General features: G+C 65.4%; 20 protein-coding genes. 15 read left to right on the top strand and 5 right to left on the bottom strand.

All coding sequences use genetic code 11. The features are described 5' to 3' along the window. Positions 1–3: 3 nt before the first annotated feature. The 15 genes from AC1M7R_RS23910 (at position 4) to AC1M7R_RS23840 (ending at position 13,027) form a co-directional block, all read left to right on the top strand. On the top strand, positions 4–936 hold the full coding sequence (locus AC1M7R_RS23910; RefSeq protein ID WP_490609978.1) for a 4-hydroxyproline epimerase: 933 nt from the start codon (positions 4–6) through the stop codon (positions 934–936). Next, positions 933–2,048, top strand: a complete 1,116-nt coding sequence (locus tag AC1M7R_RS23905; RefSeq protein WP_490609977.1) for an NAD(P)/FAD-dependent oxidoreductase — start codon at positions 933–935, stop codon at positions 2,046–2,048. Before AC1M7R_RS23910 ends, AC1M7R_RS23905 begins: the two co-directional genes overlap by 4 nt. Next, positions 2,041–2,277 (top strand): 2Fe-2S iron-sulfur cluster-binding protein, encoded by a 237-nt coding sequence (locus tag AC1M7R_RS23900; RefSeq protein WP_072391381.1) that lies wholly within the window; start codon positions 2,041–2,043, stop codon positions 2,275–2,277. The genes AC1M7R_RS23905 and AC1M7R_RS23900 overlap by 8 nt, the downstream gene beginning before the upstream one ends. Next, the gene (locus AC1M7R_RS23895) at positions 2,274–3,530 is read left to right on the top strand and encodes an FAD-dependent oxidoreductase (protein ID WP_490609976.1); all 1,257 of its coding nucleotides are present in this window, start codon (positions 2,274–2,276) and stop codon (positions 3,528–3,530) included. Before AC1M7R_RS23900 ends, AC1M7R_RS23895 begins: the two co-directional genes overlap by 4 nt. A gap of 95 nt (positions 3,531–3,625) precedes the next feature. Beyond that, the gene (locus AC1M7R_RS23890; protein WP_076407067.1) at positions 3,626–4,375 is read left to right on the top strand and encodes an AraC family transcriptional regulator; all 750 of its coding nucleotides are present in this window, start codon (positions 3,626–3,628) and stop codon (positions 4,373–4,375) included. A gap of 232 nt (positions 4,376–4,607) precedes the next feature. Then, a complete protein-coding gene (locus AC1M7R_RS23885; protein ID WP_072391372.1) occupies positions 4,608–5,426 on the top strand; it encodes an ABC transporter substrate-binding protein in 819 nt (272 codons plus the stop codon). 10 nt (positions 5,427–5,436) lie between these two features. Next, positions 5,437–7,206 carry a cis-3-hydroxy-L-proline dehydratase gene (gene lhpI, locus AC1M7R_RS23880; RefSeq protein WP_076407068.1) on the top strand — a complete coding sequence of 590 codons (1,770 nt, stop codon included), beginning with the start codon at positions 5,437–5,439 and terminating at the stop codon, positions 7,204–7,206. Next, a complete protein-coding gene (locus tag AC1M7R_RS23875) occupies positions 7,199–7,864 on the top strand; it encodes an amino acid ABC transporter permease (RefSeq protein WP_072458811.1) in 666 nt (221 codons plus the stop codon). Before lhpI ends, AC1M7R_RS23875 begins: the two co-directional genes overlap by 8 nt. A 9-nt stretch (positions 7,865–7,873) precedes the next feature. Further along, complete coding sequence (locus AC1M7R_RS23870; RefSeq protein WP_072391358.1) at positions 7,874–8,524, top strand: amino acid ABC transporter permease; 651 nt, start codon at positions 7,874–7,876, stop codon at positions 8,522–8,524. Continuing rightward, positions 8,517–9,239 (top strand): amino acid ABC transporter ATP-binding protein, encoded by a 723-nt coding sequence (locus tag AC1M7R_RS23865; protein ID WP_490609975.1) that lies wholly within the window; start codon positions 8,517–8,519, stop codon positions 9,237–9,239. Before AC1M7R_RS23870 ends, AC1M7R_RS23865 begins: the two co-directional genes overlap by 8 nt. 120 nt (positions 9,240–9,359) lie before the next feature. After that, entirely contained in the window at positions 9,360–10,388 is a 1,029-nt protein-coding gene (locus AC1M7R_RS23860; RefSeq protein ID WP_490609974.1) for a trans-3-hydroxy-L-proline dehydratase, read from the top strand. Positions 10,389–10,443: 55 nt separating this feature from the next. Continuing rightward, the gene (locus AC1M7R_RS23855; protein WP_490609973.1) at positions 10,444–11,361 is read left to right on the top strand and encodes a dihydrodipicolinate synthase family protein; all 918 of its coding nucleotides are present in this window, start codon (positions 10,444–10,446) and stop codon (positions 11,359–11,361) included. A gap of 233 nt (positions 11,362–11,594) precedes the next feature. Then, entirely contained in the window at positions 11,595–12,149 is a 555-nt protein-coding gene (locus tag AC1M7R_RS23850) for a DinB family protein (protein ID WP_092181100.1), read from the top strand. Between the two features lie 24 nt (positions 12,150–12,173). Then, complete coding sequence (locus tag AC1M7R_RS23845; protein ID WP_490609972.1) at positions 12,174–12,524, top strand: DUF6152 family protein; 351 nt, start codon at positions 12,174–12,176, stop codon at positions 12,522–12,524. Further along, on the top strand, positions 12,524–13,027 hold the full coding sequence (locus tag AC1M7R_RS23840; RefSeq protein ID WP_072391340.1) for a DUF6644 family protein: 504 nt from the start codon (positions 12,524–12,526) through the stop codon (positions 13,025–13,027). Before AC1M7R_RS23845 ends, AC1M7R_RS23840 begins: the two co-directional genes overlap by 1 nt. Before the next feature lie 53 nt (positions 13,028–13,080). On the opposite strand, the gene AC1M7R_RS23835 is transcribed toward AC1M7R_RS23840, so the two are convergent. The 5 genes from AC1M7R_RS23835 to AC1M7R_RS23815 form a co-directional block, all read right to left on the bottom strand. Next, positions 13,081–14,145 (bottom strand): 2,3-butanediol dehydrogenase, encoded by a 1,065-nt coding sequence (locus AC1M7R_RS23835; RefSeq protein WP_243750458.1) that lies wholly within the window; start codon positions 14,143–14,145, stop codon positions 13,081–13,083. Positions 14,146–14,224: 79 nt separating this feature from the next. Beyond that, positions 14,225–15,337: an acetoin dehydrogenase dihydrolipoyllysine-residue acetyltransferase subunit gene (locus AC1M7R_RS23830; RefSeq protein WP_072431054.1), complete on the bottom strand. Its 1,113-nt coding sequence runs from the start codon at positions 15,335–15,337 to the stop codon at positions 14,225–14,227. Beyond that, on the bottom strand, positions 15,337–16,353 hold the full coding sequence (locus AC1M7R_RS23825) for an alpha-ketoacid dehydrogenase subunit beta (protein ID WP_072391330.1): 1,017 nt from the start codon (positions 16,351–16,353) through the stop codon (positions 15,337–15,339). Before AC1M7R_RS23825 ends, AC1M7R_RS23830 begins: the two co-directional genes overlap by 1 nt. Before the next feature lie 35 nt (positions 16,354–16,388). Continuing rightward, a complete protein-coding gene (locus AC1M7R_RS23820) occupies positions 16,389–17,366 on the bottom strand; it encodes a thiamine pyrophosphate-dependent dehydrogenase E1 component subunit alpha (RefSeq protein WP_072391327.1) in 978 nt (325 codons plus the stop codon). 2 nt (positions 17,367–17,368) lie between these two features. Continuing rightward, positions 17,369–18,439 (bottom strand): ATP-NAD kinase family protein, encoded by a 1,071-nt coding sequence (locus AC1M7R_RS23815; RefSeq protein WP_072431055.1) that lies wholly within the window; start codon positions 18,437–18,439, stop codon positions 17,369–17,371. Between the last annotated feature and the right edge of the window lie 49 nt (positions 18,440–18,488).

Here is an 18,488-nt window from a genome sequence, read left to right as displayed (position 1 = left end):
CCCATGAAGCGCATCACCGTGATCGACTCCCATACCGGCGGCGAACCGACCCGACTGGTCATCGACGGGTTTCCCGACCTGGGCCAGGGCAGCATGGCCGAACGCAAGCAGCGCCTGGCGAGCCTGCACGACGCCTGGCGCACGGCCTGCGTGCTGGAGCCGCGCGGCAGCGACGTGCTGGTGGGCGCGCTGCTCTGTGAGCCGCAGGACCCCAGCGCCTGTGCCGGAGTGATCTTCTTCAACAACAGCGGCTACCTGGGCATGTGCGGCCACGGCACCATCGGCCTGGTGGCGTCGCTGGCCCACCTGGGACGGATCGGGCCCGGCGTGCACGCCATCGAAACCCCGGTGGGCACCGTGCAGGCGACCTTGCACGAGGACCGCTCGGTCAGCGTGCGCAACGTGCCCGCCTATCGCTACCGCAAGGCGCTGACCCTGGAGGTTCCCGGAATCGGCCCGGTGACGGGTGACGTGGCCTGGGGCGGCAACTGGTTTTTCCTGATCGCCGACCACGGCCAACAGGTGGCGGGCGATAACCTCGACGGGCTGACCGCCTACACCTATGCCGTGCAGCAAGCCTTGGAACAGCAAGGCTTTCGTGGCGAAGACGGCGGCCTGATCGATCATGTCGAGCTGTTTGCCGATGACCCTGACGCTGACAGCCGCAACTTCGTGCTCTGCCCCGGCAAGGCCTATGACCGCTCCCCTTGCGGCACCGGTACCAGCGCCAAGCTGGCGTGCCTGGCCGCGGACGGAAAGCTGCAAGCGGGCCAGACCTGGCGCCAGGCGAGCGTCATCGGCAGCCAGTTCCAAGGTTGCTACGAAACGGCGGGCGAACGCATCGTACCGACCATTCGCGGCCGGGCATTCATCAGCGCCGAAGCCTCGCTGATCATCGAGCCGGACGACCCGTTCGCCTGGGGCATCCGTCCGTGAGCGAGGGCGCCGTTGCCGACGTGATTGTCATCGGTGCCGGTATCATTGGCGCCGCCTGTGCCCGGGCGCTGGCCCAACGAGGCGTGCGGGCCCTGGTGCTGGACGCCGGTTGGCACGGCGCCACTGCCGCCGGCATGGGCCATTTGCTGGTGCTGGACGACAACCCGGCGGAACTGGCCCTGAGCCAATATTCGCTCGGCCGCTGGCGCGAGCTGGCCGATGCCCTGCCCCCAGGCTGCGCCTGGCGCAACAACGGCACCCTGTGGCTGGCGGCCAATCCCGAGGAAATGGCGGTGGCCCACAGCAAATACCTGAACCTGCTGGCCCATGGCGAAGCCTGCGAGTTGATCGGCCAGGCCAGCCTGCAGCAGCGCGAACCTGGGCTGCGCAAAGGCCTCGAGGGTGGCTTGCTGATCAACGGCGACGCCATCCTCTACGCTCCGGCGGCCGCCCGCTGGATGCTGGACAATCCGCTCATCGATCAGCAGCGCGCTCAGGTCGTCGAAGTGGATGGCCAGCGGGTACGCCTGGACGACGGTCGCTGGCTGCGCGCCGAAGCGGTGATTCTCGCCAACGGCATCCAGGCCACCGACCTCTGCCCGGAACTGCCGATCGAGCCGAAGAAAGGTCACCTGCTGATCACCGATCGTTACCCCGCCACCGTTACCCACACCTTGGTTGAACTGGGTTACGTCACCAGCGCCCACAACGCCAGCGGCCCTTCCGTGGCGTGCAATATCCAGCCCCGACCGACCGGCCAGTTGTTCATCGGTGCGTCGCGGCAGTTCGGTACCGTCGACCCGCAGGTAGAAGGCTGGATGCTGGCCAGGATGCTCAAGCGCGCCGTCGACTACCTGCCGGGGCTGGCGCAACTCAACGGCATCCGCGCCTGGACCGGTTTTCGCGCCGCCAGCCCGGACGGCCTGCCACTGGTGGGGCAACACCCGCAGCGCAAGGGCTTGTGGCTGGCGGTGGGCCATGAAGGGCTGGGGGTCACCACCGCACCGGCCACGGCCGACCTGCTGGTGGCTCAACTGTTCAACGAAACGTCACCGCTGGCGGCACGCCCCTACCTGCCGCAGCGTTTCCTGGGAGAACCGGCCCATGCCTGAATTATTCCTCGATGACCGGCCGCTGTCGGTCGCCACTGGGACCAGCGTCGCGGCCGCCCTCGCCCTGGGCGCGGACGGCTGCAGCCGGACCTCGGTCAGCGGACAACGCCGCGCGCCGTTGTGCGGCATGGGCATCTGCCAGGAATGCCGGGTGCTGATCGACGGCCAGCGGCGCCTGGCCTGCCAGACGCTGTGCCGCGATGGCATGCAGGTGCGAACCCGACCATGAACCAAACCACCGACCTGCTGATCATCGGCGCCGGCCCCGCCGGCATGGCCGCGGCCCTGGCCGCCGCCGGCAGCGGCGCACGGATCGTGCTGCTGGACGACAACCCGTCACCGGGCGGACAGATCTGGCGCGACGGGCCCCAGGCCAACCTGCCGCCCGCGGCGCGACGCCTGCGCGCCCGACTGCAGGCCTGCGCCAACGTGCACTGCCATGCCGGCACCCGGGTGATCGCGGAGGTTGGCGACAAGACCTTGCTGCTGGAAGATGCCGAACGTGGCTGGCAGATCACCTATGAGCGCCTGGTCCTCTGCACCGGTGCACGCGAACTGCTGCTGCCCTTCCCCGGCTGGACGCTGCCCGGGGTGACCGGTGCCGGGGGCTTGCAGGCATTGATCAAGGCTGGCTTGCCGGTACGCGGCGAACGGCTGGTGATCGCCGGCAGCGGGCCGCTGCTGCTGGCCAGCGCCGCCACAGCCAGGCACCAAGGCGCGCAGCTCGTGCGGATTGCCGAGCAAGCCAAGCGCAGCGCCGTGGCCGGTTTTGCCGCACGACTGCCGCGCTGGCCGGGCAAGTGCCTGCAAGCTGTCGCTCTGTTCGACCGACACTACCGCACCGACAGCCATGTGCTGCAAGCCTATGGTCATGATCGGCTCGAAGGCGTGCGTCTGCTGCAACAGGGCAAGACGATAGAGCTGGCCTGTGATCGCCTGGCCTGTGGTTTCGGACTCATCCCCAACACCCAGCTCGGCCAGGCCCTGGGCTGCGAGCTGGCTGGCAATGCCCTCGCGGTGGACGCCTGGCAAGCCACCAGCCGCCCCGAACACTACGCCGCCGGCGAATGCACCGGTTTCGGCGGCAGCGAGCTGGCGCTTGTGGAAGGCAGCATCGCCGGGCATGCGGCGGTGGGCGATACCGCCTCGGCCCAGGCGCTGTGGACCCGTCGCCGCTACTGGCAAGGTTTTGCCACGACCCTGAACAAGGCGTTCGCCCTGGATGACAGGCTCAAGTCATTGGCCCAGGCAGACACCCTGGTCTGCCGCTGCGAGGATGTGCCCTTTGGCGAGCTGACGGGCCATCGGAACTGGCGCGAGGCGAAACTCGCCAGTCGCTGCGGGATGGGCGCCTGCCAGGGTCGGGTCTGCGGTGCCGCCCTGGAACACCTGCTTGGCTGGACCCCGCCGGTGCCGCGTCCGCCTTTCAGCCCGGCGCGAATCGAAACACTGCTGGACCTGGGGGCCTCTGCAAGCGACTGAGCCTGCCTGCGATTGCGGCGTGACAGCCACCCGATTTTCGAACGACACTGCGCTATCGCGAGCACCCTCGCGCCCACTCCAAGACGATGCCGGCCATGTACCCCTCGTTCACTTCTTTCCCGCCCTGCGACCTGGACACCCTGCTGCACAGCCTGCAACCCATCGCACCGTTGCTCGATACCCTTTCGGACGTGGTGTTCTTCATCAAGGACAGGCAGGCACGTTATGCCTTCGTCAACCAGACCCTGGCCAGACGCTGCGGCTTCAAGCACAGCGGCGATCTGCTGGGGCTCACCGCCGAACAAGTCTTCCCCGAACGATTCGGGCCGCTGTACACCGAACAGGATCGGCGGGTGCTGGCAAGCGGCCGAGAGCTGGCGGACCAACTCGAACTCCACCTGTACTACGGCAACCAACCGGTATGGTGCTTGACCCACAAGCTTGCCCTGCGCGATGCCGATGCACGGATCGTAGGCCTGGCGGGCATTTCCCGGGACCTGCAATTGCCCCAGTCCAGCCACCCGGCGTTCCAGAAACTGGCGGCGGTGGATGCCCATATCAAGCAGCACTTCGCCCGCGCCGTCAGCCTGGCGGAACTGACCGCAATCGCCGGCTTGTCGGTGGCGCAACTGGAGCGTCACTGCAAACGCATCTTCCAGCTCACGCCCCGGCAGATGATTCACAAGGCGCGCCTGGAAGAAGCCTCGCGGCTGTTGCTGGACAAGGACCTGCCCATCACCGAAATCGCCCTGCGCTGTGGCTATACCGACCACAGCGCCTTCAGCCGTCAGTTCCGCGCCTTGACCAGCCTTTCGCCCAGCCAGTATCGGGAGAACCAGCGCTGAATTGTTCCCTCTCGGGGCACGAGCGCGCCGCGCTGCTCCTATCTGTAACACCCTGGACCAGGTTCGCCCACGGCCTTGTAGGGCGCCTGTTTGAGCGAAAGCCCTCTAGATCAACCCTCTGACGCGTCGCCAGGCGACACAGCCTGAACAGGCATGGGGATTGCTTATTTAATATCGTATACGAAATCCTCAATACGATATTTCAACGCACCCATTCGACAGCGAGGCATCTATGAAGAACCCTGCATTGGCCGTAGCGTTAAGCGTTGTACTGACCCCTCTCCTTGTTTCCCCGGCCCAGGCCGACAAGCTCGACGACATCATCGGTTCGGGCAAGCTGCGTTGCGCCGTGACCCTGGACTTCCCGCCCATGGGCTCGCGCGATGAAAGCAACAAACCGGTAGGCTTTGACGTGGACTATTGCCACGACCTGGCGAAAGTCCTGGGCGTGGAAGCCGAAGTGGTGGAGACGCCCTTTCCGGACCGCATCCCGGCGCTGATTTCCGGCCGCGCCGATGTCATCGTCGCATCCACCTCCGACACCCTTGAGCGGGCCAAGACCGTTGGCCTCACCGTGCCTTACTTCGCGTTCCAGATGGTAGTCCTGACCCGGGACAACACCGGCATCAACAGCTACGCCGACCTCAAGGGCAAGGCCCTGGGCAATACCAGCGGCACCTACGAGGCCATCGCCCTGGAAAAGGACCAGAAGAGTTGGGGTAGCGGCAGTTTCCGCGCCTACCAGTCGCAGAACGACACGCTGCTGGCCGTTGCCCAGGGGCACATCGATGCCACCGTGGTGACCAACACCGTGGCGGCCGCCACCATCAAGTCGGGTAAATACAAGAACCTGAAGATCGCTGGCGACGCACCTTATGTCATCGACTACGTCTCCCTCGGTGCCAAGCGCAACGAGTATGGCCTGATCAACTACCTCAACCTGTTCATCAACCAGCAAGTGCGCACCGGGCGGTACAAGGAGCTGTTCACCAAATGGGTCGGCACTGACATCCCGCCCACCGACCTGACCGTTCCCCAGGTCTATTACTGAGGAGCGGCGCATGCCAAGCACGCCTGTGCGCATCGAAGGACGTTGCCTGGTGGAGGGAGCCGCTCAGGGCACCCTGCTCTTCGCCGACGTGGGCCTGAGTTTCTGGGGCGGTGTCGACCCGGCCAGCGGCGAGGTCATCGACCGCCATCATCCGCTGAGCGGCGAGCGCCTGGCCGGGCGCGTGCTGGCGATTCCCGGCGGACGCGGCTCCTGCACCGGCAGCAGCGTGTTGATGGAACTGATCAGCAACGGTCATGCCCCCGCCGCCCTGGTGCTTGCCGAGGTGGACGAGATCCTGGCCTTGGGCGTGCTGGTGGCGCAGGTGATCTTCCAGCGTTCATTGCCGGTGGTCTGCGTTGGACGCGAAGCGTTCGAGCGCTTGCGGGGCCAGGGTTTCGTGCGTGTCGAAGACAACCGCCTGACCCTGTCCGGCCGTCGTCCCGACGATGGCTGGCAAGGCCGCGAGGGATTTACGCCGTCCTGCACACCGACGCACATCCAGCTCACCGAACGGGACCGGGCCTTGCTCGATGGCACCCACGGCAAGGCCGCCCAGGTGGCGATGCAGATCGTGCTGCACATGGCCGGGATCCAGGCTGCCACACAACTGCTGGACGTGACCCAGGCCCACATCGACGGTTGCATCTACACAGGCCCGGCGAGCCTGCGTTTCGCCGAGCAACTGGTGCAGTGGGGGGCAAAGGTCTGCATCCCCACCACCCTCAATGCCATTTCCGTGGACCAGCGCCGCTGGCGAGAACTGGGGGTCGATCCGGCGCTGGGCGAGCCGGCCAGCGCCTTGGGGGATGCCTACATGGCAATGGGCGCGCAATTGAGCTTCACCTGCGCACCCTACCTGCTGGACACCGCTCCCAAGGTCGGCGAGCAGATCGTCTGGGCCGAGTCCAACGCAGTGGTCTACGCCAACAGCGTGCTGGGCGCCCGCACTCAGAAGTACCCGGATTTCCTCGACATCTGCATCGCCCTGTGCGGCCGCGCGCCGTTGTCCGGCTGTCATCTCGACGCCCAGCGCGAGGCTCAACTGATCATCGACGTGCCGGCCATGGAGGTCGCCGACGACAGCTTCTATCCGCTTTTGGGCTATCACATCGGCCACCTGGCGGGCCGGCGAATCCCGTTGATTCGTGGCCTGCAAAATGCCGCTCCGACACTGGACGACCTCAAGGCCTTCGGCGCCGCGTTCGCCACCACCAGCGCCGCGCCGCTGTTCCATATCGCAGGGGTGACCCCGCAAGCCTTGGACCCCGACGCATGGGACCAGGCCTTGCCGCTGGAAACCGTGGCCATCGCCGGCCTGCTTGCCAGTTGGCGCGAGCTGAACAACGCCCGGGACAACCACGTGGATGTGGTGTCCCTGGGCAACCCGCATTTTTCCCTCAGTGAGTTCGCCGCACTGGCGGCGCTGTGCGCGGGACGCCGCAAACATCCGCACGTGGTGCTGGCGATCACCTGCGGCCGCACCGTGCTGGAACAGGCCCGGGCCGCGGGGCATATCGAGCCCCTGGAGGCCTTTGGCGCAACGCTGGTCACCGATACCTGCTGGTGCATGCTGGGCGAACCCGTCATCCCGCCACGGGCCACCACGTTGATGACCAATTCCGGCAAATACGCCCATTACGCGCCAGGCCTGGTGGGACGCGGCGTGCACTTCGCCAGCCTGGCCGAATGCGTCGAGGCAGCCTGCACCGCCGCCACCGGCGGACAGCCGCCGCGCTGGCTGCAACCTGCCACTGGCCGAGGATCCCGCCCCCATGTTTGACTACAGCTTCCAATGGCGCCCCGCCCTGCGGGCCCTGCCCGACATGCTCGCCGGCGCCTGGGTGACGTTCGAGACCGCCGCCCTGTCGATGATCTTCGGCGTGCTGATCGCCCTGGTCCTGACCGTGATGCGCCAGGCGCGCAACCCTCTGCTGCGGGGCGTGGGCAATGGCTGGGTGTCCATCGCCCGCAACACGCCCTCGCTGTTCCAGATCTACATCCTCTACTTCGGCCTCGGCTCCCTCGGCCTGCATGTCAGCTCATGGCTGGCGCTGCTGGCCGGGATCACCTTCAACAACGCCGGCTACCTGGCGGAAAACCTGCGCGGCGGCCTCAGGGCGGTACCCGATACGCAGATGCGCGCGGCCCGCTCCCTGGGCATGAGCGCGTCCCAGGCCTATCGGATGATCATCGTCCCGCAGTTGTTGCGCATCGTGTTCTACCCGCTTACCAACCAGATGGTCTGGGCGGTGCTGATGACCTCCCTGGGCGTGGTCGTCGGCTTGAACAACGACCTCACCGGCGTGACCCAGGAATACAACGTCAAGACGTTCCGGACCTTCGAGTACTTCGCCCTTGCGGCGCTGCTGTATTACCTGATCGCCAAGGCGATCGTCGGATTGGCCCGGCTGCTGTCCTGGCGTCTGTTCCGTTATTGAGGGTTCGTCATGTTCGCCACCAGCCTCACGCTCAACGACCTGCTGTTCCTGCTCGACGGCGCCTGGGTCACAGTGCAGTTGACCGCTTGGTCGATCCTGCTGGGCACCCTGGCCGGGCTGCTGTTCGGCCTGCTGCGCGCGCTGATGCCCCGGGCCAGCCTGCCGCTGGCCTGGGTGCTGGACGTGTTTCGCAGCGTACCGTTGCTGATCCAGTTCGTGCTGTTCAACTCCCTCAAGAGCATCGCCGGCCTGGACCTCAGCGCGTTCGCAGTCGGCTGCATCGTGCTCGGGATCTACGCCGCGGCGTACTTCACCGAAATCGTGCGCGGCGGCGTGCTGGCGGTGCCCCTCAGCACTCGGCGGGCCAGCCGTTCACTGGGCCTGAGCTACCTGCAGGACCTGCGCTTCATCGTCCTGCCCATCGCCACGCGGGTCGCGTTTCCCGGCTGGCTGAACCTGGTGCTCGGGGTCATGAAAGACACCGCCCTGGTGATGTGGATCGGCATCGTCGAACTGCTGCGGGCCTCCCAGACCATCGTCACGCGCATTCAGGAACCCCTGCTGGTGCTGTGCATCGCGGGCCTCATCTACTACGTCATGAGCCTGGTGGTCGCCCGCCTTGGCGCACGCCTGGAAAGAAGGTGGCAGGAAAATGATTGAGATCGAAAACGTACACAAATCCTTCGGCCACCTGGAAGTGGTCAAGGGGGTGAGCCTGACGGTGGACAAAGGCGAAGTGGTGTCGATCATCGGCGGCTCGGGCTCCGGCAAGTCGACCTTGCTGATGTGCATCAACGGCCTGGAACCGATCCAGAAAGGCAGCATCCGCGTGGACGGCGTCGAGGTCCATGCCCCGTCCACCGACCTCAACCGCCTGCGGCGCAAGATCGGCATCGTCTTCCAGCAATGGAACGCCTTCCCCCACCTGACCGTGCTGGAAAACGTCATGCTGGCCCCGCGCAAGGTACTGGGCAAGAGCAGGCAGGACGCCGAGGCCCTGGCGGTTCGCCAACTCGAACACGTGGGCCTGGGGGACAAGCTCAAGACGTTTCCGGGCAAGCTTTCCGGCGGTCAGCAACAGCGCATGGCCATCGCCCGGGCCCTGGCCATGTCGCCGGACTACATGCTTTTCGACGAAGCCACCTCGGTCCTGGACCCGCAGCTGGTGGGTGAAGTGCTGGACACCATGCGCATGCTCGCCGAAGACGGCATGACCATGGTGCTGGTGACCCACGAAATCCGTTTTGCCCGGGACGTGTCCGACCGGGTGGCGTTCTTCTGCAACGGCCGGGTCCATGAAATCGGACCGCCGGACCAGGTGATCGGCAATCCGGTGCAGCCGGAGACGGCGGCGTTTCTCAAGTCGGTGAAATAGCGGATGGCCCTGTCGCGAGCGAGCTCGCTCCCACACTGTTTTGTGTACACGACAGCCCCCCCTTTTGGGAGCCAGCTTGCTCGCGATGAAACCCAGCCAGACAACACAAGGATTTGATCCATGCGCTCATCGAAAATCATCCATGTAGTCAGTTGCCACGCCGAAGGCGAAGTCGGCGATGTCATCGTCGGCGGCGTCGCCCCACCACCCGGTGCCACGGTGTGGGAGCAGTCACGCTGGATCGCCCGGGACCAGACCCTGCGCAACTTCGTCCTCAACGAGCCCCGTGGCGGTGTGTTCCGCCACGTCAACTTGCTGGTGCCGGCCAAGGACCCGCGGGCGCAGATGGCCTGGATCATCATGGAGCCGGCCGACACCCCGCCGATGTCCGGCTCCAACTCGCTGTGCGTCGCCACCGTGTTGCTGGACAGCGGCATCCTGCCCATGACCGAGCCCCAGACCCGCCTGGTACTGGAGGCCCCTGGCGGCCTGATCGAAGCGGTGGCCGACTGCCGCGACGGCAAGGTGCAACGGGTCGAGATCAAGAACGTGCCCTCCTTCGCCGACCGCCTCGATGCCTGGATCGAAGTCGAAGGCCTGGGCTCCCTGCAAGTGGACACCGCTTATGGCGGCGACAGCTTCGTCATCGTCGACGCCCAACGCCTGGGCTTTGCCATTCGCCCCGAGGAAGCCGCCGAGCTGGTGGCCGTGGGCTTGAAGATCACCCGCGCCGCCAACGAACAACTGGGCTTCGCGCACCCGTTGAATCCTGACTGGTCACACATCTCGTTCTGCCAGATCGCCGCGCCCATCGTCCAGGAGAACGGCATTGCCACTGGCGCCAACGCCGTGGTGATCCAGCCCGGCAAGATCGACCGCTCCCCCACCGGCACCGGCTGCTCGGCACGCATGGCGGTGCTGCACGCCAAGGGCTTGATGCAGGTAGGCGAGCGATTTATCGGCCGCTCGATCATCGGCTCCGAATTCCACTGCCGCATCGACTCACTGACCGACGTGGCCGGACGCCCGGCGATTTACCCGTGCATCGCCGGACGGGCATGGGTCACCGGGACCCATCAGCTGTTGCTCGACCCGGCCGATCCGTGGCCACAAGGCTATCGGCTTTCAGATACCTGGCCTGGCGCATGATTTTCCGATTGTGCAAGTCCTCTTGCCACATACCGCTAACCACCGGAGACAACCCATGAGCAAACGCATCAACTGGAGCGGCGTATTCCCCGCTGTCACCACTCAATTCAACGAAGACTTTTCCATCAACCTGGAAAAGACCCACCAAGTGATTTCCAATGTTATCCGCGACGGCGTATCCGGCCTGGTGGTGTGCGGCTCGGTGGGCGAGAACACCTCCCTGAGCGCCGAGGAGAAGATCGCCGTGACCGAAGTGGCGGTGGACGCCTCCCGTGGCCGGGTCCCGGTGATCTGCGGCGTAGCCGAGTTCACCAGCGTGCAGGCGGCCAAGGTCGCCAACGCGGTGCGCAAGGTCGGGGTCAACGGGGTGATGCTGATGCCGGCGCTGGTCTACGGCTCCAAGCCGTTCGAAACCGCCGAACACTTCCGCTATGTGGCCCGGCATGCCGACGTACCGCTGATGGTCTATAACAACCCGCCGATCTATAAGAACGACGTGACGCCGGACATCCTGATCTCCCTGGCCGACTGCGACAACGTGGTGTGCTTCAAGGATTCCTCCGGCGACACCCGGCGCTTCATCGATGTGCGCAATGAGGTGGGAGACCGCTTCGTGCTGTTCGCCGGCCTTGACGACGTGGTGCTGGAAAGCCTCGCCGTGGGGGCCGAAGGCTGGGTCTCGGGGATGTCCAATGTGTTCCCGAAGGAAGGCGAGACCATCTTCCGGCTGGCCCGCGCCGGACGCTTTGCCGAAGCGATGCCGATCTACGAGTGGCTGATGCCGATCCTGCACCTGGACGCCCGCGCCGACCTGGTGCAGTGCATCAAGCTGTGCGAAGCCATCGCCGGTCGCGGCAGCGCCCTCACCCGCCCACCGCGGCTGGCCTTGCCGGAAGAGGACCGGGTGTATGTGGAACAGATCATGGCCAAGGCCATGGCCAATCGGCCGGCGTTACCGGATGTGGGGCTTTGACCCCGGGGCATGGCGCCAACTGGCGGTGACTGGGACGCCGCCATCGCGAGCAGGCTCGCTCCCACAGGGTTCTATGATGAATACACGATAGTGGGCGCATGGGACTCAAACTGTGGGGGCGAGCTTGCTCGCGATAGCGGTCGGCCTGAACCGGCTATGCTGGATATGCCGCCTTCATCGCGAGCAAGCTCGCTCCCACGATGTCTGTGGCGGACACCACAGGGAGACCGCCCATGAACTATTTCCTGGCCCAGGCCCTGAACAACCAATGGGCCAATCACCGGCTGCTCAGCACCTGCGCGCAGTTGAGCGAGGCTGACTATGCCGCGCCGCGCACGGGATTCTTCCCGTCCATCCAAGCCACGCTTTGCCACATCCTGGAAGTGGACCGCTATTACCTCACCGCCCTGGAAGGCGACCGGGACGGCCAGATAAAGGATTTCTCCGAAACCCTGGCCTTTGCCCCACTGGTGCATAAGCAGACCCAGACCGACCAGCGGCTGGTGGCGTTCTGCGAAACCCTGCGGCAAACAGACCTCGCCCGCTGCGTCGACCTGGTCCGGGCCGACGGTGTCGTGCGCGAACGAATCGACCGGCTGCTGTTGCACCTGTTCGAACATCAGATCCATCATCGTGGGCAGGTCCACACCATGCTCAGCGCCACCCATGTCGAGCCGCCACAACTCGATGAGTTCTTTCTCGATTGCGACCGCCCCTTGCGCAAGGACGAGGAACAGCGGCTTCAGCTCGATGAACGGCGGGTCTGGCGCGCTTACTTGCCGGGTTGAACCGCCCTCACAGGAGACCTTGCCATGAACGTTATCCTTCGCTGCATCGGTTTGGCGTCGATGCTGATGGCCACGGCAGCACTCGCTCACCACGGCTGGAGCGAATATGACGCCAGCCCCCCCTTGGAACTCGACGGCACCATCAAGGAATCCGGTTACTCCCATCCCCACGGCTACGTGCGCCTGCAAACCACCGACAAAACCTGGACCGTCGTGCTGGCCCCGCCGTCGCGCATGGAGAATCGGGGCCTGACCAAAGACAGGCTCAAAGCGGGTAACCGGGCCACCGTGGTCGGCTATGCAAACCGCAACAAACCCGACGAATTGCGCGCCGAACGCATCACCATCGACGGCAAGACCACCGAGTTGCGCTGATGCAGGCCTCCCCGGCGGGTGCGACCCAAGGCTGGATGGACCAACTGGCGGATTCATCCCTGGCGGTGGCCATGCGCGGCGAGCTGTGGCTCTACCCGCTGGTGGAAGTCGTGCACATCATCGGCTTTTCGGTGCTGGTGGGCGCGGTGGTGATGTTCGACCTGCGCATCCTGGGGTTGTCCAAGGGCATCGCCGTGACCGCCCTGGCCCGTCATCTGCTGACCTGGGCCCTTGCGGCCCTGCTGCTCATCGTGCCTGCCGGGCTGATGATGTTCAGCGCGCACCCCCATGACTTTGCCGGCAACGACGTCTTCGTCCTCAAACTCTGCCTGATCGCGACGGCGGGCCTCAACGCCCTGGTGTTCCACGTTGGAACCTACCGCGGCGTCCAGCAATGGAATATCGGCCACAAGGCACCCGGCCTGGCCAGAATCCAGGCACTGCTGTCCATGGCGCTATGGTTCGCGGTGATCTGCTGTGGCCGGCTGCTGGCCTATACCTGAAAAAAGGCGATGGCCACTCCGACCATCGCCAAATCGCCCCACCTCAGGCGCCCTCAGATCCGTGCGGGTGACACGATGATCTTCACGTTGTGCTCCTTGTTGTTGACCAGTTCCTCGAAGCCCTGCCCAACGATCTGCTCCAACTGGATACGTCCGGTCACCAGGGGCGAGATGTCCAGGCGTCCGTCGGCGATAAAGGCGATCACGTCGGCGAACTCGCCGTTGTAGGCCAGCGCCCCGAGCACCTGCTTCTCGGTGGAGACCAGTTCAAAGAAGTTGAATGAACTCGGCTCCTCGAAGATCCCCACCAGGACGCATTTGCCGGCCTTGCGGATCAGGTCGATGGCCAGCTTGGCGGTGTGCTTGTTGCCGATGCACTCGAAGCTGACGTCTGCCCCCAGGCCGGCGGTCAACCGCCGCACTTCGGCCAGGGCGTCGCATTCGTTAGGATCGATCACGTGGCTGGCCCCGACTTCCAGGGCCTTGGCCTTGCGGGCGCTGGACATTTCCAGGGCAATCACCTGGGCCGCGCCGGCAGCCTTGGCACACATGATGGTGCACAAGCCGATGGTTCCGGCGCCGACCACCACCACGTTCTGCCCCAACAGGCTGCCAGCCTTTTTCACCGCGTGCATGCCCACCGCCAGCGGTTCGATCAGCGCACCGGCCTCGGCCGGGAATCCGGCGGGCAGCTTGTACAGCAGGTTGGCGGGAACATTGACCAGCTCGGCGAATGCGCCGTTGTTCATCAACCCGGTGAAGGCCAGGTTTTCACAGATGTTGTAGAGCCCATGGGTGCAGTAATAGCAGGTGCCGCAATGCTGGCAGGCATCGGCCGCCACCGGTTCGCCGACACTGAAACCCTCCACACCGGCCCCCAGTTCGACGATTTCGCCGCAGAACTCGTGGCCAAGGATGCACTGGCCCTTGATACCGGTCAGCGGATGCGGTGCATCCACCGGGATGAACACCGGCCCGGCCACGTATTCGTGCAGGTCGGAGCCACAGATACCGCACCACTGCACCCGAATCTGCACCCAGCCGGCGGGCGGCGAAACCGGCAACGGTACGTCCTCGACGCGGATATCGTTGCGACCGTGCCAGACGGCGGCGCGCATGCTGCGGGCAGGCGTGATTGAAACATTCATGATAGTGCCTCCAAGGCTTGGGGCGACGACCCGGTCGGCGCCCGCTTGATCAGTTCTGTTGAACGAATTCGAGAATCAGCCGGTTGACCTGCTCGGCCGCTTCCATCTGCACCATGTGGCCCTGCCCGGCGAGCACCTCGACCCGCGCCGCCAGCCCTTCGCTGTGGGCCGCCGGAATGATTGCGTCGTCGCTACCCCAGATCACCAGGGTCGGTACATGGCCGGCCTGCACCACTTCGCGCAGGTCCACCTGCTGGCGGCCGTCGGCGAACAGCGTCGCCGACAGTTGCCGCAGGGCGGCGTCCACGCCTTCCAGGCGCTTGTACTTGAGCATGTCGTCGAGCATCTGCCGCGTGACCAGCTCGGCATTGGAGAACAGTTGCACCAGTGGCGGCTTGAGGGCGTTGCGGTTGGCCGCCTCGACGAAGCCCTGCAGGTAGCTGCCATTGATCTGCGTGCCCAGCCCGGCGCTGCCGATCAAGGTCAAGGACCGTATCCGCTGGGGCATCAGGCGCGCGGCATTCAACGACACCGCCCCACCCATGGAATGGCCCACCAGATGCACAGCATTGATATCCAGGTGATCGAGCAAGGCCAGCACCACGCCGCTCAGCTCGTCCAGGTCGCCACGTTGCAGGGTTTTCGACGATTCGCCATGGCCCGGCAGGTCCAGGGCAATGACCCGACGCCCGACGGCCAGTGCTTCATGGTTGAACAGCCAGTTGTTCAAGTCGCCGCCAAAACCATGCACCAGCACCAACGGCACACCGCCCTCGCCGCGTTCGAAATAGCGAATCACCCGTCCGTCCAATTCGACTTTCTGAGGTGCCGGACCGCTGTCTTCATCGGCTGCGTCACCGGGCACGAAGCTGGATTGGAACTGCTCGATGACCGCGTCGATCTCGGCGTCGCTGGCCTCGCCTTCCACGACGATGCCGAGCAAGGCGCCCACCGGCAGGGTTTCGTCCTGGCGGGCGACTTGCCGGCGCAACACACCGCCAAACGGGGCCTCGACACTGCTGGAGATCTTGTCGGTCTCCACGTCCAGCACCTCGTCGCCCTTGGTGATGGCCTGGCCCTCTTCCTTGAGCCAGGCATCGACCCGGCCCTCGGTCATCGACAGCCCCCACTTGGGCATGGTCAGGGTATGAATCTGGCTCATCAGCGCTTGCTCCACTCGATCACATTGAGCACGGCGCTCTCGATCTTCGCCGCATCGGGGATGTACAGGTCTTCCAGGGCATCGGAGAACGGCACCGGAGTGTGGGGCGCGGTGACCATTTCAATCGGCGCCTTGAGCGCCCCGAAGGCTTTTTGCGCCACCAGTGCCGAGATATCGGTGGCCATGGAGCATCGCGGGTTGGCCTCGTCGATGACCACCAGCCGCCCGGTCTTTTCCACGCTTTCCAGGATGCTGTCCTCGTCCATCGGGCTGGTGGTGCGCAGGTCGATGACTTCGCAGTCGATACCCCGCCCCGCCAGGCTGCGGGCCGCATCCATGGCGATATTCACCGTGCGGCCATAGGAGACCAGGGTCACGTCCTTGCCATCGCGCAGGAAATTGGCTTCGCCAAAGGGAATGGTATAGAGCTCTTGCGGCACCTCGCCCTGCATGCCGTACAGCAATTTGTGCTCGCAGAAGATCACCGGGTCGTTGTCGCGAATCGCCTGGATCAGCAGCCCCTTGGCGTCGTAGGGTGATGACGGGCAGACCACCTTCAGCCCCGGGATGTGCGTCCACAGCGAGGTGAGCATCTGCGAGTGCTGGGCCGCGGCGCGCAAGCCGGCACCCACCATGGTGCGGATCACCAGGGGCGTGGAGGCCTTGCCGCCGAACATGTAGCGAAACTTCGCCGCCTGGTTGAGGATCTGGTCCAGGCAGCAACCGGCGAAGTCGACGAACATCAGTTCGCACACCGGCCGCACGCCGCAGGTGGCGGCACCGACGGCGGCGCCGACATAGCCGATTTCCGACAGCGGGGTATCCAGCACGCGTCCGGGAAACTGGTCGTAAAGCCCCTTGGTGACGCCGAGCACTCCGCCCCAGGCGTCGTTTTCACCGGGCGCACCGGCGCCGCCGGCCACGTCCTCGCCCATGATGAAGACACTGGCGTCGCGACGCATTTCCTGGGCCAGGGCCTCGTTGATTGCCTGCTGGTAGCTGATTTTTCTCGCCATGATGGGATTCTCTATTCTTGTTTTGAGGAAGGCGTTCAGGGATAGGAGACGTACACGTCGGTGAGCAGGTCCGCGGCCGTGGGCTTGGGATCGGACTTGGCCTTGTACACCGCGTTCTCGATCAGCAGCTCCACTTCCTTGTCGATCTGGTCCAACTGCTCTGCCGACAGCAAGCCGGCCCGGGTGGTGCGCTCGCGGAACTGCATCAGGCAGTCCTGGTTTTCGCGAAAATGCTTGACCTCATCGGGTGCCCGATAAGTCTGGGCATCGCCCTCGAAGTGCCCGTAGTAACGGGTCAGCTTGACCTCGATCAGCGACGGTCCTTCCCCGGCCCGGGCCCGCTCGATGGCGGCCCCGGCGGCTTCGTGCACGGCAAAGAAGTCAAAGCCGTCCACGGTCACGCCCGGCATCCCGAACCCGGCCGCGCGGTCGGCGATGTGATCGCAGGCCACCGACCAGTTGGACGCGGTGGCTTCGGCATAGCCGTTGTTTTCCGCGATGAACAGGCACGGCAGGTTCCACACCGACGCCATGTTCATGGCTTCGAACACCGCGCCCTCGTTGGAGCCGCCATCGCCGAAGAACACCACGGCGACGCTGTCGGTGCCCTTGAGCCGGGCCGCCAGCGCCGCGCCCACCACCAGGGGCGCGCCGGCACCGACGATGCCATTGGCGCCGAGCATGCCTTTCTCGAAATCAGCGATGTGCATCGAGCCGCCCTTGCCTTGGCAGACGCCGGTTTTCTTGCCGTAGATCTCGGCCATCATCCCGTAGACGTCCACGCCCTTGGCGATGCAATGGCCATGGCCACGGTGATTGGAGGCGATGCAATCGTCATCGCCCAGGTGGGCCATGACCCCGGCGGCCGAGGCTTCTTCGCCGGCATACAGGTGGACGAACCCAGGGATCTCGCCCGTGGCGAATTCCACGTGCAGGCGCTCTTCGAAGGCGCGGATGGTGCGCATGACCTGGTAGGCGTGCAGCAATTGATCGTGGGTGAGGGTTGTCGACATTTTTATTCTCCAGGGGTGTCTTGAAGGTTTTGGGGGTGTTGCGGGTGTTCGCGGCCGATGGCCAGCAGACGGTGCTGCGCGGCGTAGGCCAGCACCGCATTGACATCGATACTCAGCGGGCCGCCGGCATCGAGGGTGACCGTGGGCCGGTCGTTGACGTTGAATTCGATTTCCCGTTCGCCATCCAGGGCCAGGGTGCCGCTGGACAGCGACAGCCCGTGGGCAATGCCAGGCTCCAGCGGGCCGGCGGCCAGTACGCCGCAGCCCTGCAGCAGACCGGGAGCCAGCGGTACCAGCAGCGCCTCGGGCGATTGCGGGTCCAGGCGCATCCAGGCCCCTCCCGGCGCCTGGCGCGACACCGGGAACCACAGCCCGCACAGCGCCGACAAGCCCACGGACTGCGGCTCGGCAAAGGTCACGAAGACCTCGGCCAGGTCCGCCGCCCGGCTGATGGCCCGGGCGCCGACAAACCGCAGCGGCGACACAGCCACATCCACCAGGGCGACTTCCCGCAGGCCACGCTGGGCCTCGCAGACCAGAAGCCGCTTGTTGCGGCGCAAGCCGATCTGCGCGGGGATCCGGCCGCTGGCGTACAGGCCGCCGGCCAACCCGGCGGTGGTCGCCTCGCGCAGCTCGGGGAATGCATTGTTGGTACCGGTGGACAGGGTCAGCAGGGGGATGTCTCCCACGTGCGCCGCCACCGCCTTGTGGGTGCCGTCGCCGCCGAGTACGGCGATCAACGCCACTCCCCGCTCGGCCATCAGGCGCGCGGCATTGCGCGTATCTTCGACCGTCTGGCGCAGGGTCAGGTCGAGGAACTCCAGGGCCGGCCAGTGGCTGCCACGGGCCTGCCGGCCATGACTGTTCTTCAGTACGGCGGCGGCGATGCCGGTCATGTCGGTGGGCATCAGCACCTGCTGGATGCCGGTGGCACCGAAGGCCGCCAGCAGGCGCTGGATCACCGAGACCTTGTCGGTGCTGGAAAACAACCCGGCATTGGCGGTCAGGCGACGCACGTCCCGACCCGAAGCGGGATTGGCGATGATGCCTACGGTCAGGGGCGGCCGGTTCATGGCGCCACCCCGTTGCGGGCAGGAAAAGAACCTGAGCGATAACCCATGC

Source organism: Pseudomonas sp. MS01C9 (assembly GCF_058202755.1).
The sequence above is the reverse complement of the archived record's forward strand: the minus strand, read 5'-3'. Positions and strand labels throughout refer to the sequence as shown.